The following is a 16,755-nucleotide window of genomic DNA, read 5'->3' as shown; positions in this document are numbered from 1 at the left end:
TTATTCTCTCCACCCTAAATATAATTGACCATGCAACGGCACAGGCATCCGGTCCCTAACTTGCTTTAACAACTGCGGATTAAATTCGGCTCTTGCTGGCGCTATTCCGCTTGTTTGTAGATCTAAACAACGCCCCCATGGATCCACTATCATCGAGTGTCCCCATGTTTGGCGTTGGTTGTCATGTGTTCCAGTTTGATTTGCAGCAATCAGATATAACTGATTTTCGATGGCTCGAGCTTGTAACAGTGGCTGCCAATGGGCTTCCCCCGTTAGCGCAGTAAACGCTGCAGGAACTAATACAATATCACAGCCCTGTTGGCGCAGCAGCTGAAATAAATAAGGAAAACGCAAATCAAAACAAATCGCCATACCAACACGAATTCCATCAATATCAAACCAAGCAAGCTGCTGGCCCGCAACAAAACTATCTGATTCTCTATAGCTGCCTACGTTGTCGGCAACCTCAACATCGAATAAATGCAATTTATGATAATGCTGCAGTAACTCACCATCAGGAGAAAACGCTAAACTGGAGGTATAACAACGAGCATTATCATCAGCTTGTGTTGGCACGCTTCCCGCCACCAAATAAATAGCATAGCGTTTGGCCTGTTCGGCTAACCATTGTTGAATAGGGCCATTTGCAAGTGGCTCAGCAATACTGATATACGCTTGGTCTCCGCCACCATATTGAGCAAAGTTCTCTGGCAACAATACCAAATCTCCCGCGTGTGGCTGGGCCTGCTTTAGCAACTCTTCAGCTTGGGCTAAGTTGTCCACCAGTGAACTTCCAGAAGTCATTTGCAAGGCAATTAAATTCATCAGCGAGACTCCTTAGGACGAAACTTATCTGGCACTTTGATTTCTTGTTTAACCCGCTCTAATTCTATCAACTCTGGCTCACCAATATTGCCAGTGAGCGCAAAATCAATTTGCGTCACCACTTCCACCACTGGTTCTAACAACTTAGATAAAGCCAATACAGCGACCCCAGTAGCGGGAGTGACCAAAAATGCTGCCAGTACCGGCAAACTTGAAGTAACTTTAGGAGAGTAGCTCACTAGATAATCAATTTGACCATCTCGAAAATCAACCTCGCCTTTGCCTCGCATAGAGCCCGCCACGCCATCAAAGAAAAAGTCCTGATTATTACCAACGCCCTGTTTAAAGGTGATGCTGCCGCTCAATGAGTCAAAGTGCATGCCTTTTTCAAATACGTCGCTAAAATCCAGTTTAAGTCGGCGACGAATAGTATCCAAACTGGCTAAGGTTAATAAACGGGTACCTTTATCGCTCATTTCCGTCACCACGCCTTTGTCGGCTTGAACCTTGATATTGCCATCTAAGCTGCTCATTTCAGGACTCAATAAACTATCGCGCCAGTTAACATCAAAGGTGAAACGTGCAGGCGTGCCTTTCAGCGGGCTTTCTTGGCCGAGATCCTCAAATACTTTTTCCATACTGGTGCTCTCAAAAGAACCTGCTAAGCCAGCTTGCTCGGCACCGTCTGGGGCATTCCAAAACAAAGCTGAAGTTAATTGGCTATGTCCCCAATCAACCCATAAGCGGCCGTTTTCCATCGCTTGGTTCTCGATCGGCAAATCAACTTTTACATTTCCTAAACGGTAATCTCCAAGCTGACAACCGCTGCAGCTGAGCTTGAGAGGCGGCAAAACTTTTAACAAACTATGACCGCTGGTTTCTGAAGTAGTTTGTCGTGACTCCAGTTTTTGTAAGTCTTGTTCTACTTGTTCTTCAAAACGGCCAAAATCAATTTGTTCTAAATTCGCCTTTTCAATAACAATATTTACTGGCTGTTCAACCGAGGGATGCTTAGGTGCCGCAAGGCTAGCCACTAACTGCTCGGACTCTATTTGTAACTGGGTTTTACTGCGCGGTAAAAACGCAATATCAAAGTTATCCAGTGTTTGATCCAGCAAGGTTGCTTTAGTGACTGCGCCTCGTACAAACATTAACTCTGGCACTTCTAAACTCACGTTGGTGTAGTCTGTTTCAGGCTTCTCAGGGGTAAATTTAATTTGCTCTTTTGCCCAAAAAAGCCACGGTTCCAGATCCAGCTCAGGAAAATCGAAAGACATGGCTAAGCCTTCCCCTTCCCACAACAAGTTGTTATCAGCACCTAAATTAAGCAGTGCGTATTTCAGCTTCTTTTGGTCGTCAGCAAATTCTACTTTAGCCGTAGCGGAGACCAACTGATTAGACTCTAATTGAAATTTACTAGTAAGGTGATCGCCGTTAACGCTAAGCGCAGTAGGCCAGCTAAGGGTTGACGCTTTTTTCATTGGTGCGGGCAAGTTCATGCTTACCCCCAGTAAATCGCTTCGAAAATCACCGTTGTAATCAAACAAACCTTCCGGCTTAAGGCGAATATCTAAATCCCCTTGCCAACGTAAATTACCTTTTGCGTACTCGGTAAGTGGAATACCAAAAGCACGCTCAGCCTCCACCAATGGCCATCGCCCTGCTAAATCAAAGTTAAGCAGATAATTATCAGCGTCCGCTTCAGTATTAAACTTGATGTCTAAGGGCATCCCCCGCCACAGGGCTGATAAGTTATTGGTACGCAATTGCTCATTCTGAAAATACAAGCGGCCGTTTAGCTGACTAAGGCTCATGCCCGCTGGTAATACTTCAATGCCATTACCATTGAAGTCTACATGGCCATTTACCTCAACATCTCCGTCAGAGAGCGGAATATTAAGGTAAATTTCACCCGCTACATCACCATCTCCTAACGGAAGCTGCTGCAGGCTTGCACTTAAGGCTTCAATCGGTGATTGCAGTAAATAGTCTTGTACCGCGCTGGCTGGTCCGGCAATTTCGCCAGTAATAAACAGTTCCGACCCACTATAAAATTTAGGAATACTGGCACTAATACGTTGTGCAGGAACCTCTCCTAAACGCGCCCGATTACTCTCCATAAACAGGCCATCATTCTGAAATAGCAAATCTAGCTGCAACTCTTCTAAGGCAGGCCAATCTGGGTCAAACTTAAAGGTAGCATCATCTAGCGGTACAAAGGCTTGGAAAATGCCATTGTGTTGGTCATAGGGATAGTTGTTTAACTGCCCGTACCAAAGGATTTGGCTATCTTTTGCGGCACCTGCTAAGAGCGCGCCTTCTAAATAGGAGAATACCTTATCCGGCATTACATTTGGGTAGTACCAATAGGCCTTACCGGCATCTTTAATCTCGGCATTAGCCATTAAACTCAGTAGTGGCCACTTGCCTTGTTCCGGCCAAATAAGCGCCCATTGACCAGCAAAATCTAATTCAGGAGTAAGCAATTGGGTAGCCTCACTCTTTAGGCTTAAGCCCGCATCACCAAAGCTAATTTCAATCTCTGATGCGAGTTGTTGTACTTGCCAAGTTTCTACAAATTGAGCTGCGAGCTGGAATGCCCCTTGCTGTTGCAAGCTTAAGTGAGCACCTTGTTTATCGCCACGAATGTTTGCATTTAGCGCGTGAATACTAGGCAGGTAAGATTGTCCCACGGTGCTCAAGCCAGAAATATCAGCTTGATAGGCCAGGGCTTTGTCGGCATGTGAGTAATTGAGTTGCAACTGGTCTAATTGGCCTTCGGTGATCAACCTTGACCAAGCAATCTCCCCTTCCTGTTCAAGCGCCACTAAGGCAGGTGACCAGGTGGCTAGGTCATACTTGGCAAGGCGCCATGCTTGGCCTTGCTTATTGAGCAAGGCTTGCAGGGAAAAATCAGCGTCAAGGCTATTAACACTAATCTCCCAGGGCAGCTTATCGATACGCCAATCATCGGCAACTTTGAGACCTTGGGCTAAACCACTGTCGATAACCAAATGCTGTTCGTTGTCAGCTCCCCAATAAACATAACTAGGTTGCCATTGCACTACCCAACGCTGCTGTTGATCAGCACCAAAATCAACCCATAAAGACAGGTTTAAATCACTACCTAGATGTTCTGAACTTCGCCCTAATAAACGCGGCATAGCATTTAAGTTAAGCTGTTGCCCTTTAGCAAATAACTTACCGCTTAAAGAGTCTACATTTGAGGCATCACCAACCAAATCTACTCGAAAGCTTATTCGGCCATTTTGTAAATCTTGGCCAATAAGTATTTCACCGTTTCCTTGGTGTAGTTGACCATTGTTCACCCAATCTAAACTGGCGATATCAAAGTTCATACTATGTTCAGGAAACTCAATTTCTATCAAGCTATTGGTTAAGCTAAAACGAGTTAATTGGCCAAGAAATACATCGGCAATGGCTTGATAACTTTGGCTAAAATCTCGCTGAGAACGCGCACTATGGGGGTCAATAGCTAACTGAAAATTGACTTGGTCGAGCACCAAGTCTTTAAATACCACTTGGCCTTGCTCAATACTTTGCCAGAGATCTAACTCCAACATCAATGCGCCTACACTGAAGGTAGTTTCTCGGTTTTCTCCAATGGCTACTTGGCTATCTTCAAATACCAACATAGGGCGAAAATTATGCATCCGCGCACTAAGCTGGCCAATAGTTAAATCGGCTTGCTGTCCATCCACCAGCCAAGACGCTAAGTCGTCTTTGTAGTTAGTCGCAAAACTTAAAATGCCGCGTGCAATACTCAAGCACACGGCAACAATAACCAATAATAACGCTAAACCATGCCAGCACTTTCTCGCCCCGCGAGCAAAAGGAGTTGCCATAGATTTACATTAACACCACGTCAAACTGCTCTTGGCTATACATAGGTTCGGTTTGAACACGTACTTGCTTTCCAATAAAGACCTCTAATTCAGCTAAACTATGCGACTCATCTCCCATTAGCATTTCAGCTACTTTGGTTGATGCATACACGATGAAGTTATCGGCGTCGTAAGCCCGGTTAACCCGAATGATTTCTCGTAAAGCTTCGTAACAAACAGTCTCAACTGTTTTCACTGTGCCGCGGCCACGACAAGTTGGACACTCGCCGCATAGGATATGTTCAATACTTTCACGAGTACGTTTACGTGTCATCTCAACTAAACCAAGTTGCGAGAAGCCACTAATGTTAGTTTTAGCACGATCTTTAGCCAGCGCTAACTCTAGGCTATGCAGTACTCTGCGCTGGTGTTCCGAATCGGTCATATCAATGAAATCGATAATCACAATGCCACCCAGGTTACGTAAACGTAGCTGACGAGCAATAGATTGAGTGGCTTCAATATTGGTGTTAAAAATGGTTTCTTCGAGATTTCGATGACCAACAAAAGCGCCGGTGTTGATGTCGATAGTGGTCATCGCTTCGGTTTGATCGATAATCAAATAGCCGCCAGACTTTAAGTCTACACGGCGTTTTAGCGCTCGCTGAATTTCATTCTCTACATCAAATAAATCAAATATCGGTCGGTCGCCAGCGTAATACTCAAGAATTTCAGTAAACTCAGGAACAAATTCTGCGCTAAAAGAGATTAGTTGCTCATAAGTCTCTCGCGAGTCAACCCGAATCCGGTCTAAATGGGTACCCACAAAGTCACGAATAATACGCAGCGCTAAATTCAGTTCTGCATACAACTTACTTTTACTAGGAGAGCTCTCTTTGCGTTGCAGTACTTTACGCCAAACGCGTTTTAAAAAGGCGGCGTCTTGCTCGAGCTCATCGGCACCTACTCCTTCGGCAGCAGTACGAATAATAAAGCCACCTAAATCATCAACAAAATCACTACAGATTTCTTTAAGACGATCACGCTCTTCTTCACTTTCAATGCGCTGCGATACCCCTACGTGACTGCTACCTGGCATAAACACTAAGTAACGAGAAGGGAGGGTAATATCAGTGGTTAAACGCGCGCCTTTGGTACCAAGTGGATCTTTTACCACCTGCACCATAATATCTTGGCCTTGGCGTACCAATTCAGCAATATTGCCTGCTTGAAAGTGTTCCTGCTCAGTAACATCCACGCACTCAGTGTGTGGCACAATGTCAGAAGCATGTAAAAACGCAGCTTTATCTAAACCTATATCTACAAATGCCGCTTGCATACCGGGTAATACTCGACTCACACGGCCTTTATACATATTACCCACAATGCCACGGCGGGCATCTCGTTCAACATGGGTTTCTTGCAAAATCCCGCTATCAACTAGGGCAACACGAGTTTCTGTAGGTGTAACATTGATCAATAATTCTGCTGACATAATAACCTAGCGAGTTAAATGTAAATGAAGTAAACGGTCAGTCTCTACCAAAGGTAGGCCGACCACCGAGCTATAACTACCTTCAATACGCTCGACAAACTTACCACCTACACCTTGAATGGCGTAACTGCCTGCTTTGTCACAAGGTTCTCCACTATCCCAATAATCCACCATTTGTTTGGCAGAAAGAGCGCAAAAATAGACCGAGGTAGTGACTAACTGCGTATGCGCTTTTGAGTGATGATACAGGCTGACCGCCGTCATTACTTGGTGCTGCTTAGCACTTAGTAAACTCAACATGCGTTGGCTGTCATTTGCATCTTGTGGCTTACCTAAAATATGGCCATCACATACCACAATAGTATCTGAGCCCAACACAGCAATAGAAGAATCGTTTTGCTGATGATAAATCGCCGCGGCTTTTTGCTCAGCTAACCTGCGTACCAGTTGTTCTGGAAGCTCACCAACAATCGGGGTTTCATCAATATCAGCAGCTTGGGTGGTAAATGGCCAGTCAAGTTGAGCCAACAACTCTACTCGTCTTGGTGAGGATGAGGCTAAAATCAGTGAAGTTGACGACATTAAGAAATCTTCCATTGGCGACGTAGTTTGCGTAACAACAAAAATATCCAAGGCCAAGCCACAGATGTAGTAATCACTGGGTAAAAGTACCCTGCAGGTAACTGAATATCTTGCACTAGGTATTCAGCCCAAAACACCACAATTTTGGCTAAACCAGTCATGCCACCCACAACCAGAGCTTGCTGCCACACTGAAAAATTGCGTAAACGGGTAAAGTTAGTTGCGACAATATACGCCACAATAGACATCGCCAATGCTCTAACGCCTAAAGTGGAGCCTAGCAATATATCGAGAATGACCCCTACAACAAAAGCGACGCCCACATTGCTGCGATGCGGTAAGGCAATGGTCCAATAAAAAACACATACCAATACCCAATCAGGGCGGAACGCATCGGCCACTATGGGTAGCGGAATAATCGCTAAAATTAATGCGATAAACAAACTGCCAATAATGGCGCCACGGCCATTAATCTTCTCAATCATGTTGTGCCTTTATACTGCCACTCAAACTTAGGGCCAAATCAACAATAGGTAGCGCAAGCGGTCCAATTCAACCACCGGTGTCGCCACCACATCGGCATAGGGTTTACCTTCTTGATAGTCGAATCGATTCACTACCGCTACCGGATACCCTTCAGGAAACACTCCACCTAAACCAGAGGTTACTAACACATCACCTTCACCAATATCGGTGCTGCGCGGAATATGTGGTAGCTGTAATCGACTGAGTTCACCAGTACCGGTGGCTACCGCGCGAATATCGTTACGAGCAATCCGCACCGGAATACCATGGCTAGCATCAGTAATGAGTAATATTCGGCTAGTAGTCGTGCCTACATGTAATACTTGGCCAATAACACCGATATCATTAATCACCGGCTGACCTTCGTAAACACCATCCAATTTGCCTTTATCAATCACCACTTGGTGAGAAAAAGGATCTGAATCTACCGCCATAATTTCAGCCACCAGCTTGCGGCTGTCATTTCGAACAGGTGAGCCTAATAACGCGCGCAAGCGGGTATTTTCTTTAGCAAGGCTTTCCATTAACAGTTGGTCTGCTCGGTTAAGTATCAACTGTTCTTTTAAGGAGCTGTTTTCTCGTTTGAGCTGTTCACGAGTAATCACTTGATTAGACATCGAGTCCATAAGTTGACCCGGCATGTTAGCAATGTATTGCAGAGGGCTTACAGCGGAATGTAAATAAACACGAACCTGTTTGAAGGCTATCAGTTTACTATCGATAAAAATCAAAGAAATTGACAATACAACAGCGAGCGCAAGGCGAAGCTCTAGAGATGGACCTGGGCCGAAGATAGGTTTCATCGGTCGTTACCTGAGTAGTTGTCGAGTTGTTTCAAATAAAGCAACGGGCACAATACTGTGCCCGTGCTACAGCAGCTTATTCGTAGTGGAATAAGTCGCCGCCGTGCATGTCGATCATTTCGATAGCTTTACCGCCACCACGCGCCACACAAGTTAGCGGATCGTCTGCAACCACAACTGGAATACCCGTTTCTTCCATGAGTAAACGGTCTAAGTCACGCACGAGTGCACCACCACCTGTGAGTACCATACCACGCTCAGAAATGTCTGAGGCAAGCTCTGGTGGGCTTTGCTCAAGGGCAACCATTACTGCACTAACAATACCGGAAAGCGGCTCTTGCAGTGCTTCTAAGATTTCATTGCTGTTTAAAGTGAAGCTTCTTGGAACACCTTCAGCTAGGTTACGACCACGTACTTCAATTTCACGTACTTCATCTCCCGGATAAGCAGAGCCAATCACATGTTTGATGCGCTCAGCGGTTGCTTCACCAATGAGGCTGCCGTAGTTACGGCGCACGTAGTTTATAATGGCATCGTCAAATTTGTCGCCACCAATACGTACTGAAGATGAATACACCACGCCGTTCAAAGAGATAATAGCCACTTCGGTGGTACCACCACCAATATCTACCACCATAGAACCGGTTGCTTCAGATACCGGCAAACCGGCGCCAATAGCTGCAGCCATTGGCTCATCAATAAGATAAACCTCACGCGCTCCTGCTCCCATGGCCGATTCACGAATAGCTCGACGCTCAACCTGAGTAGAACCACAAGGTACACACACTAAAACTCGAGGACTAGGACGTAAGAAGTTGTTGTCATGCACTTGCTTGATAAAGTGCTGTAACATTTTCTCTGTCACGTAGAAATCTGCAATTACCCCGTCTTTCATTGGGCGAATCGCTAATATGTTACCTGGAGTTCGTCCGAGCATTTGCTTAGCGGCATGTCCTACCGCTGCTACACTTTTTGGGCTACCAGCGCGCTCTTGGCGAATCGCCACTACTGAAGGTTCGTTAAGAACGATCCCCTGATCTTTAACATAAATAAGTGTATTAGCTGTTCCTAAGTCGATAGACAAATCGTTAGAAAACAAGCCTCGAAGCTTTTTAAACATAGCTGGGAAAATCCTGAGAAATAGTGTCGATGATACGCGATTAAAACTTGGCTCACTTTACCAACGCAGGCACCGATGAGCAAGCATACTATAGAGAGAAGCCAAGGATAGTGAAGACTATCACCTAGCTAATCCAATATCTTTGAACCAAGGTGTACATTTTTCATACAAAACTTAAGATTTATAGCATCCGGCGATAAATAACCCTGTCACTTTGGCGGAAAATACCAAAGGTGACTTGTCCAGCACCTGCTGCGTCGTCTGCATTCTCAAAGCTTCCATTGCCATTCCAATCTTCACGAAGCCAATTCAAGTTAGTGTCTAGGTTAAACCAATAATCGACACTACCAGTGTTACCTTCGCCCGGAGCGGTAAAGTCGACCCAAATGACACCTTGGTTAGCAATACCAGGGCTACGGAGACTAACAGTTGAAGTACCGCCACCTACCGTTGCATTTGTAGCATCTGTTTTAGGAGAAAAATCTAGAGGTGCAAGATTTAAGTTACTACAAGCGTCTTCGGTATTGCGAATGTACTGAGTACCGTCGAAGTACTGTAAATCACCAGTAACGGCAATCGCTTGCAACTCAGAACCAAAGCCGTTGTTGAGTTTTATGCGGCCATGGCGTAGTTCCGGTACGGTGCCTAAATCACAATAAGAACCTTCATCAGAATCTATACCGCAATCAAAGCCACCAGCATCAGGATCGGAAACAATATCTGCACTAAGCAAAGTCGCATCATCAAAATATAGATTATAAAACAAGCGTAACTTGCCATCTGTTACTGGGGCTTGTGCCGCTACAGGTTTTAACAAACCAGCCATTACTTCATCGGTTTGCGCAAAAATGCCTTGGCTCCATATCGCGGTAACATCATCAATCTCCAATCCATCGTCGAAACCTAAGATGCTAGAGCTGCTATTAAACTGCCAACGGCTAAAATCAGTATTTACAAGATAAATACTATCTGTGTAATTTTCTGTGATCGAGCCATTAGCACTCTCGGCTTGTAATATCCAAGTCACTTTTTGTTCTTTCTGGCCAATATAACTAAAGTCCCCTAAAGTACATGCTGCCCCTAGCACTGCCGACGACAGTTCAAAGTGATGAGGGTAAAACATACCCACCTCAGTATTTGCCACACTGACGTCATAATCTATAACGGTATTTAGATCTGTATCGTCAGGATAGACAAAAGTGTAATTCAAATACTCGCTGATCCAACCGGAGTAATTGATACTTCCCACCTCGTGATACTCGTTTTCGTCAACCACCACGATGCCGGCAATCTGACTGACAATAACGCCATCATTAAATGTGCCTAATACGCCACTATCTGGCGAGGCGAGATCGGCTTTGAGCCCAAGCTTATCGGTGTCAGCGATAAAATTAGCCGCATCACATGAAGAATCGGTTACCGAAGACGGTGTGCAATTTGCTATTCGCGCCGCTAACCAAGATTTAAAAGGCGTGCCAGCCCTGGCAAATGGCACTGTATCATTACTTGAACTCGGGTTAGTTTCATTGACTTCATTTTCAATCAACGCCCACTCAAATCTATCTGGTATCAATTCAGCGCTAGCACTGCCTAACAAGGTAGTGGTATTTCCATCCACCACAGAGCCCTCTTCATCCCAAAAATTAATGCCTAAGCGGCCTACATCTGGGTACCGAAGATCTATTTCTGCTAAACCATCAACAAAGTTAATAGCTACTGCTGTACGTAGTGCTTGGGTAGTGCTTACATCCACATAATTATTGGTGCTTTGGTTCTTTACTGCTAACTGCCGAGTGCCAGATGCTGGTAGCGTATAATCAGTCCAAAAACGAAGATTCTTCTGCCCTTCATAATTAGCGATTGGACGACACTCGGTTCCATCAGGGTCTTTACCCACAACTGTAAGTTGTAATTTAAACTCTGTATTTGCCTTATGAGGATTCTCGCCCCATGCTCCCACCAGTTTTTCTTCAAAACCATAAGCATTGAAAGTTACTAAGGTAGAATCACCTACCGTGCCATCTACAACAGTTATAGTTACGGGGCCTTCCAGAGGATGAAATAAACCTAAACTCACCTCACCTAAATCAGCAGCAGTGAAACCATAACTTGCTTTGCCGTTGTTATTTTCTGGTACTAGGTTGCCTAGTCCGTTTCCTTTCGACCAGGTACCTTTATTGCTGGAGGTGGATAGATTCACCGTTCCTACAAAACTTTGATCCACTTGCCCATCAAGAGTTGCTTGAATGGTCACCTCATGAATATCACAGGTTAAACCAAATTCCTGAGCAGAGATTTTAAGCCCAGGAACAGCCACCGAAGCATTAGAACTAAATGCCATGTAGCTGTAGCTTTCCGCTAAATGGCTTCGTTCATTATCAAGGTATTGGTCTTCCTCTGTAATCATTGAGAAATCAGCCGCGTTGTGCTGACAGCGTCTCAACCAACCGCCATTGTTACCTCTACGTTCATTTTTGCTGGCCACCAATATAGGCGGCGAAGAGAACAAGTTGTTTTGATAAGGAGTGGTGTAATCACACGTTGCTTGCGGTGTAATAGTGCTTCCACCACTACCGTGAGTTAACGAGTTACCAAATTGATAATTAATAACTTCATTATCTACAGTAATGGCTCCTACTACTGGCTCTGTTGCGAGGTAGGCGACGGTTTCATCTTGTAAGTCAGTGTAATAAATTGAGTCATTTTGTGAGTTACAATAACGTGCGAAAAAGCGGAAGTCGTAGGCTTCACTGTTATCAATCGCTAAGCGAATACCATTATTGTTATATTCTGACGTGGTGGTGAGCCAGCAATTGTTGTTACGCGACTGGCTTTGATGCAACACCACCGACAAATTGTTGGGCATATCTACATTAAAATAGTCTCTGTCGGGAAACGGAAAAGCAGTATTGGTGCTTATCTTGCCCGCTCTTAACTCAGTGCCGTCTTCGAGAAAATGCTCACCTTCATTAACAGCAATCCAATCTACTGCTTCTATGTTTTTTGATGCCGTGGAGTTGAAAGGAGGCTCTTGTCGTACCCATGTAAATTTATCAACATCTACACTGGTGACTAGCGCAGCTACCGGTCCGTCATTGTTTGGATCGTTAGCATCGATAGGCGTCATCAAAAAGACTAGAGGTTTAGACAGATAAGTTTGGTCAAATGTAACCGTACCACCATTTTGCCCTGCGCCAGCGCTGCCAAACTGCAATAGAAGTGGTTCTGTCACGCTAGTATTACACAGAGGAGAAAAATCAACTTCTCCTGGATTAGCAATTCCTCGAACAATCGACTCGTTTACCATTACCACATCGCGTTGCTGGGTGAATAACGCCCCCTCTAATTCGGCTTGGTAATTTAAAGCAATGTTCCGTCTAGCGTAACCAATAAAAGCAGACTCAGTTTCATTGGCTAAATCGATGCCCTCTCGGGTATAAATGGCCAAACGTAAAGGGTCGCCATTTACATTCAACTTAGCTTGGTAACCTGCGGTGACGTTGCCACCCACAAATATTTTTATCGTACCACTGGAGCCAAGCAATTCTAGTGTGGCCTCCTGGCCGATGGCAAAATCACCATCTATCCAATACGTCCCTGGTGTGAGGCGTAAAGCAGATTGATAACCTACATTCACATTCTCAATAAAATACTCATTGCGATCACTAGAAAAGTTGATAGTACTTTGAGTAGCCCCTTGAATATCTGCAAAATTATTTGTGTTATAGCTTCCTGATCCAAGCGTGACCGTTTGTTGATAACCTACATTAACGGACTGCCCGTTGTTAATTTTTTCAATATTAACATTGCTACCCGCCGAGGCTAAACTTCCGCTAGCCACACAATCGGTATTGGCATCAGGACAAGTATTTCCATCTGACGAGCTAACTTTATCAACGCTAGCTATATCTAATCGCCCTTGATTGCTTCCATAGACACGCGCTAACCAATTTATCTCCAAACGACGATTATTTTGTGAAGATGCTATAGGGCTGGTAAATACGTCTACACAATCAACGGCTAAAGCTAACTGAGGAATCACCAGAAGACTAATAAGAAGAGGGCTAATTAGTGCCGTTAATCTCATAAGCCGCTCCTCGCTTGAATTTGTTGAGAACGTTGGACGAGAACCTCACCAGAGCCGCAAGAAGCGGTGGCTTGCAAATCAAAAAAGCGCGCATTTAATTGCGCTATATCGTTTTTTTGACAGGTAACTGCCACACTGCAGCTACCAAAAGCTTGCCCATTTAAAGTAGGATTCGGCGTCACATCGCTGCAATTGCCTGGGGTTGTATTCGGTGTATTTAAAGGAAACAGTTCAGACAAGCTTTGTTCTAAGCCAGAATAAGCGGCTAACTCGGCACGAGTACCTAATACATCCCAAGCTGCATTGCGAGAGGTATCTTGTAGCATCACCGTTAATGCAGCACTAATTAAAGCCATCACCACAATCACAAAAATCGCAATCACCAACGCACTACCCTGCTGCTTAGCAGTGTGGCTAACTAGTTGTCCCTGCTTAAGGCTGGTTGAGAATGACGATGTCATGATTAAATTCCACTACCTCATTATTTTCAACAAACCGCAAGCGTAAGTTCACTAAGCCGTTTCTGGTCAAGCTAGGCTGTACCACCTGAAAGGGTTGCACGGTACTAGGGTTTTCGAGTTTACTCGCCATTAGTACACCGGTACCACTGTCAGCTGGCTGAAAACGCAGCAAGCGATTGTTTTCAACACAATAGCGAATCGGCTCCCCCAATATAAAAGTTCTCTGTGAGGGTGAGTCAGTAGTAAAACTCACTGATGTTGCATTATTTGAAGAATCGGAAAAACCTAGGGTACTGGCTCCCGAGCTAGCATCTTCACTTATGTTAGCTAAGCAAAACACTTTGCCAGTTGCAGAATTACAGCCTGCGTTTACCAAACCTCCAGACGCCAGTAGCACTTCATCGGAGTTGAGTATGTAAGTGCTTAGCCAGGCTGGTTCTGCGGTAGAGATACTCAATGGTTGACTTGGTGAAGTAACTACCGCTACTGACGCCGAACTACTCGGGGCAACAGGAATGTCAATATAAGTATGCGCCGAGATGGTAGGCACAAAACTCAAACAATAATCAGTGATACCGGCCCCATTAGGATCTAAGCGAGCACTATTCGGTAAACTATTGTGCAACTCTCTGTTTAGGCGCTCAATGGCAAAACGCGCCTCACCTAGCAACACCTGTCTATCAGCACTTTGACGGTAAATAAGGCTGCCGGTACGCAAAAAGTCGGTGGTAGCAATCGCCAGTATGGCCAATAACACCATGGTAATGACGAGTTCAATAAGCGTAAAGCCCATTTGCTTAGTCATTAGTAATTCCACCGATAAGCACTAAAGGCGTAATCCGCTCCATTAGGCGCCCTTATCCACAAATCGATGCGTTTAGCTGCATTAATGCCATTTTCGGAACTGTCGATAGCTACTCGATAAGAATAGTTGCGATAGATGTTGGCTAAGTTAGTTCCTAAACTGTCGTCAATAGCGATAAAATTACCATTAGTATGGTAATCATCCACATCGTTATATTGAGAGCGAGTTTCTCCGTCCGGACCATAGCTATCTGCGGCTGTACAAGCGGGCTGCCCTGTTTCACCACAACGCCACAGCCCTCCGCCAGTATGATCCGAGTTTTCGTCAAATGACTTTGACAATATTTCATTCATTAGGCTAGACCCTAATTCGGCCGATCGTACTTGGTAAATAGGATCAATGCTACGCACCGCTTGAGGTGCTAAAAATGAGGTAATGACTACAAGCGAAATCGCAAGCACGACTATGCCAACAATCAGCTCAATCAAAGTAAACCCGCTATTTCTGTAGCTTTTACAAGGGCGCATGAATATAGCCCTCTGACTCTATAACAATGGTGTGAGTTTCTTCACCTTGAACACTAATGATGCAGGGGAATTGCGAACATAAGCTAGAATCAACCAGCCTAACTCGCCCAAGTCCATCAAAACGAATAACACCTTGGCTAACAGTGAGATCGCTAGAAAAAGAGATATCTTCTAAGAAATCAGCAGAGTTAATACAGTTGCCGTTGGTAGCAAGCTCTCCAGAAAAATAATTATCGCTGTTTATCTGCAAAAAAAAGCAATCTTGATAATGGTTCATTGCTTGGGTTTGTACTAAATGTAAACGACTTAGCAATTGCTCGCGCAGGCTTATTTCAGCAAAGCCACCGCGAAAAAATTTGGGTAGTACTGTTATGGCAAGGATGCCAATGAGGATAAGCGTAATCACCAGCTCAATAATGGTAAAGCCGGAATGTCGAGGATGAGGTTTAGAATGATTTATCAATCTAATAGTTCAGAAGTTAAGGCTAGCCGAAGCTAGCCTTAAGACTATTAACAGCCAGTATCAACCCCAATCTCGGCAGTCGCAGGCGTATTTTCATCTGCTGCATCCGTGTATACAACTGTGCAATCGGCACCCGATGCTACTGAGCTTGGGCGGAAAGTGATTTGACCTGAAGTTGTTGTATCCGCATTCCAATCATTAGCATTAGCATCAACCCAAAATAAATAGTTAGCATTTGATTCTGGGTAGCCATAAACGGTATTAATAGTATTATTTCCATCTGAAACAGAACCAGTAGATTCTTTCTCGATACCACCAATAGCCGATTTACTGTAAACCAAATTAGCGCCGCCTTTGAGAGCAGCTTCTAAGCCGCTTAAGGTAGATTTACGTGCATCACTGCTTAAATCTAAAAACTTAGGTGCGGCAGTTACTGCCAAAATACCTAAGATGATGATAACAATCACCAATTCAATTAGCGTAAAACCTTGCTGTTTAGTTGTCTTCATTTCTATATCCTTAGAAAATTATTGATTTATAAATCGTTAGTTAGAAATATTTGTAAAAACTCGCCCTGCGGCGGGTTGGTACGTAAAGTTATTAAAAGAGCCTTCGTCATTGCCAGGATCAACATAAGACCCATCGCTATTTTTTGCCAAGGAGTTAACTTGGTAGAAAATACATCTGGTCGCTTCTGCAGCGCCGGTCACCGTGGTGTAATACTTAAAATAATCGCCTTGAGCGGCAACCTCAGCAAAGGTGCTAGTCGCTCGAGCCGGGTTTTGTAAAATAGCGTCCCATACTTTTAGGCACTTTTCACCACTAAGTGAGCCTGGGTCAACGTCTTCATCATCACTGGTTACAGGGTAACCAGGCGCAACACTACCGTTAGATATTTGAGCAGCAGTAGGGGTTGTTAAATACACCTTCTGAGTATCGTAAATAACGGCATTCTTACCGTTTTCACTCGGTCGACCTTCAGCTTCCCATTGCGCTCGCGCTAAAGAAACGCCTGTAGCAAACCCACCCGCTACGCCCTCAAGGCTGGCTACCTTGGCTTCTTCTGTTACATCCAAAAATCGTGGCAATGCGGTAACAGCGAGGATCCCCAACACCACAATAACAATCACCAACTCGATCAATGAGAAGCCGACTTGCCTGTATTTGTTAGCACTTAGGCTAGGATAAATTGTCACTTGTTAGTTACTCCTCAAATC

14 protein-coding genes are annotated in these 16,755 nt (G+C 44.6%); all 14 read right to left on the bottom strand.

All coding sequences use genetic code 11. The features are described 5' to 3' along the window. Positions 1-825 (bottom strand): carbon-nitrogen hydrolase family protein, encoded by an 825-nt coding sequence (locus tag Q4549_RS16215; RefSeq protein WP_303553426.1) that lies wholly within the window; start codon positions 823-825, stop codon positions 1-3. After that, positions 825-4,691, bottom strand: a complete 3,867-nt coding sequence (locus Q4549_RS16210; protein ID WP_303553425.1) for a YhdP family protein — start codon at positions 4,689-4,691, stop codon at positions 825-827. Before Q4549_RS16210 ends, Q4549_RS16215 begins: the two co-directional genes overlap by 1 nt. Positions 4,692-4,695: 4 nt before the next feature. Beyond that, positions 4,696-6,165 carry a ribonuclease G gene (rng, locus tag Q4549_RS16205; RefSeq protein ID WP_303513977.1) on the bottom strand — a complete coding sequence of 490 codons (1,470 nt, stop codon included), beginning with the start codon at positions 6,163-6,165 and terminating at the stop codon, positions 4,696-4,698. Positions 6,166-6,171: 6 nt separating this feature from the next. Beyond that, complete coding sequence (locus Q4549_RS16200) at positions 6,172-6,747, bottom strand: nucleoside triphosphate pyrophosphatase (RefSeq protein WP_303553424.1); 576 nt, start codon at positions 6,745-6,747, stop codon at positions 6,172-6,174. Then, complete coding sequence (gene mreD, locus Q4549_RS16195; RefSeq protein ID WP_303553423.1) at positions 6,747-7,232, bottom strand: rod shape-determining protein MreD; 486 nt, start codon at positions 7,230-7,232, stop codon at positions 6,747-6,749. The genes Q4549_RS16200 and mreD overlap by 1 nt, the downstream gene beginning before the upstream one ends. A gap of 27 nt (positions 7,233-7,259) precedes the next feature. Next, a complete protein-coding gene (mreC, locus tag Q4549_RS16190) occupies positions 7,260-8,075 on the bottom strand; it encodes a rod shape-determining protein MreC (protein ID WP_137673633.1) in 816 nt (271 codons plus the stop codon). 76 nt (positions 8,076-8,151) lie between these two features. Beyond that, positions 8,152-9,195 (bottom strand): rod shape-determining protein, encoded by a 1,044-nt coding sequence (locus Q4549_RS16185; RefSeq protein WP_016400728.1) that lies wholly within the window; start codon positions 9,193-9,195, stop codon positions 8,152-8,154. A gap of 181 nt (positions 9,196-9,376) precedes the next feature. Beyond that, positions 9,377-13,282, bottom strand: coding sequence for a DUF6701 domain-containing protein (locus tag Q4549_RS16180; protein WP_303553422.1), 3,906 nt, complete (start codon positions 13,280-13,282; stop codon positions 9,377-9,379). Beyond that, entirely contained in the window at positions 13,279-13,743 is a 465-nt protein-coding gene (locus tag Q4549_RS16175; RefSeq protein ID WP_303553421.1) for a hypothetical protein, read from the bottom strand. The genes Q4549_RS16180 and Q4549_RS16175 overlap by 4 nt, the downstream gene beginning before the upstream one ends. Then, positions 13,715-14,548, bottom strand: a complete 834-nt coding sequence (locus Q4549_RS16170; RefSeq protein WP_303553420.1) for a PilW family protein — start codon at positions 14,546-14,548, stop codon at positions 13,715-13,717. Before Q4549_RS16170 ends, Q4549_RS16175 begins: the two co-directional genes overlap by 29 nt. After that, positions 14,548-15,075, bottom strand: coding sequence for a prepilin-type N-terminal cleavage/methylation domain-containing protein (locus Q4549_RS16165; RefSeq protein WP_303553419.1), 528 nt, complete (start codon positions 15,073-15,075; stop codon positions 14,548-14,550). The genes Q4549_RS16170 and Q4549_RS16165 overlap by 1 nt, the downstream gene beginning before the upstream one ends. Further along, positions 15,062-15,538 (bottom strand): type II secretion system protein, encoded by a 477-nt coding sequence (locus Q4549_RS16160; protein ID WP_303553418.1) that lies wholly within the window; start codon positions 15,536-15,538, stop codon positions 15,062-15,064. The genes Q4549_RS16165 and Q4549_RS16160 overlap by 14 nt, the downstream gene beginning before the upstream one ends. 47 nt (positions 15,539-15,585) lie before the next feature. Beyond that, positions 15,586-16,047: a prepilin-type N-terminal cleavage/methylation domain-containing protein gene (locus Q4549_RS16155; protein ID WP_303553417.1), complete on the bottom strand. Its 462-nt coding sequence runs from the start codon at positions 16,045-16,047 to the stop codon at positions 15,586-15,588. A gap of 36 nt (positions 16,048-16,083) precedes the next feature. Continuing rightward, positions 16,084-16,734, bottom strand: a complete 651-nt coding sequence (locus Q4549_RS16150; RefSeq protein ID WP_303553416.1) for a Tfp pilus assembly protein FimT/FimU — start codon at positions 16,732-16,734, stop codon at positions 16,084-16,086. Positions 16,735-16,755 lie beyond the last annotated feature (21 nt).

This window comes from Agarivorans sp. 2_MG-2023 (assembly GCF_030548085.1).
Classification (GTDB): Bacteria; Pseudomonadota; Gammaproteobacteria; order Enterobacterales; family Celerinatantimonadaceae; genus Agarivorans.
This window is presented reverse-complemented; position numbering and strand designations above follow the sequence as displayed.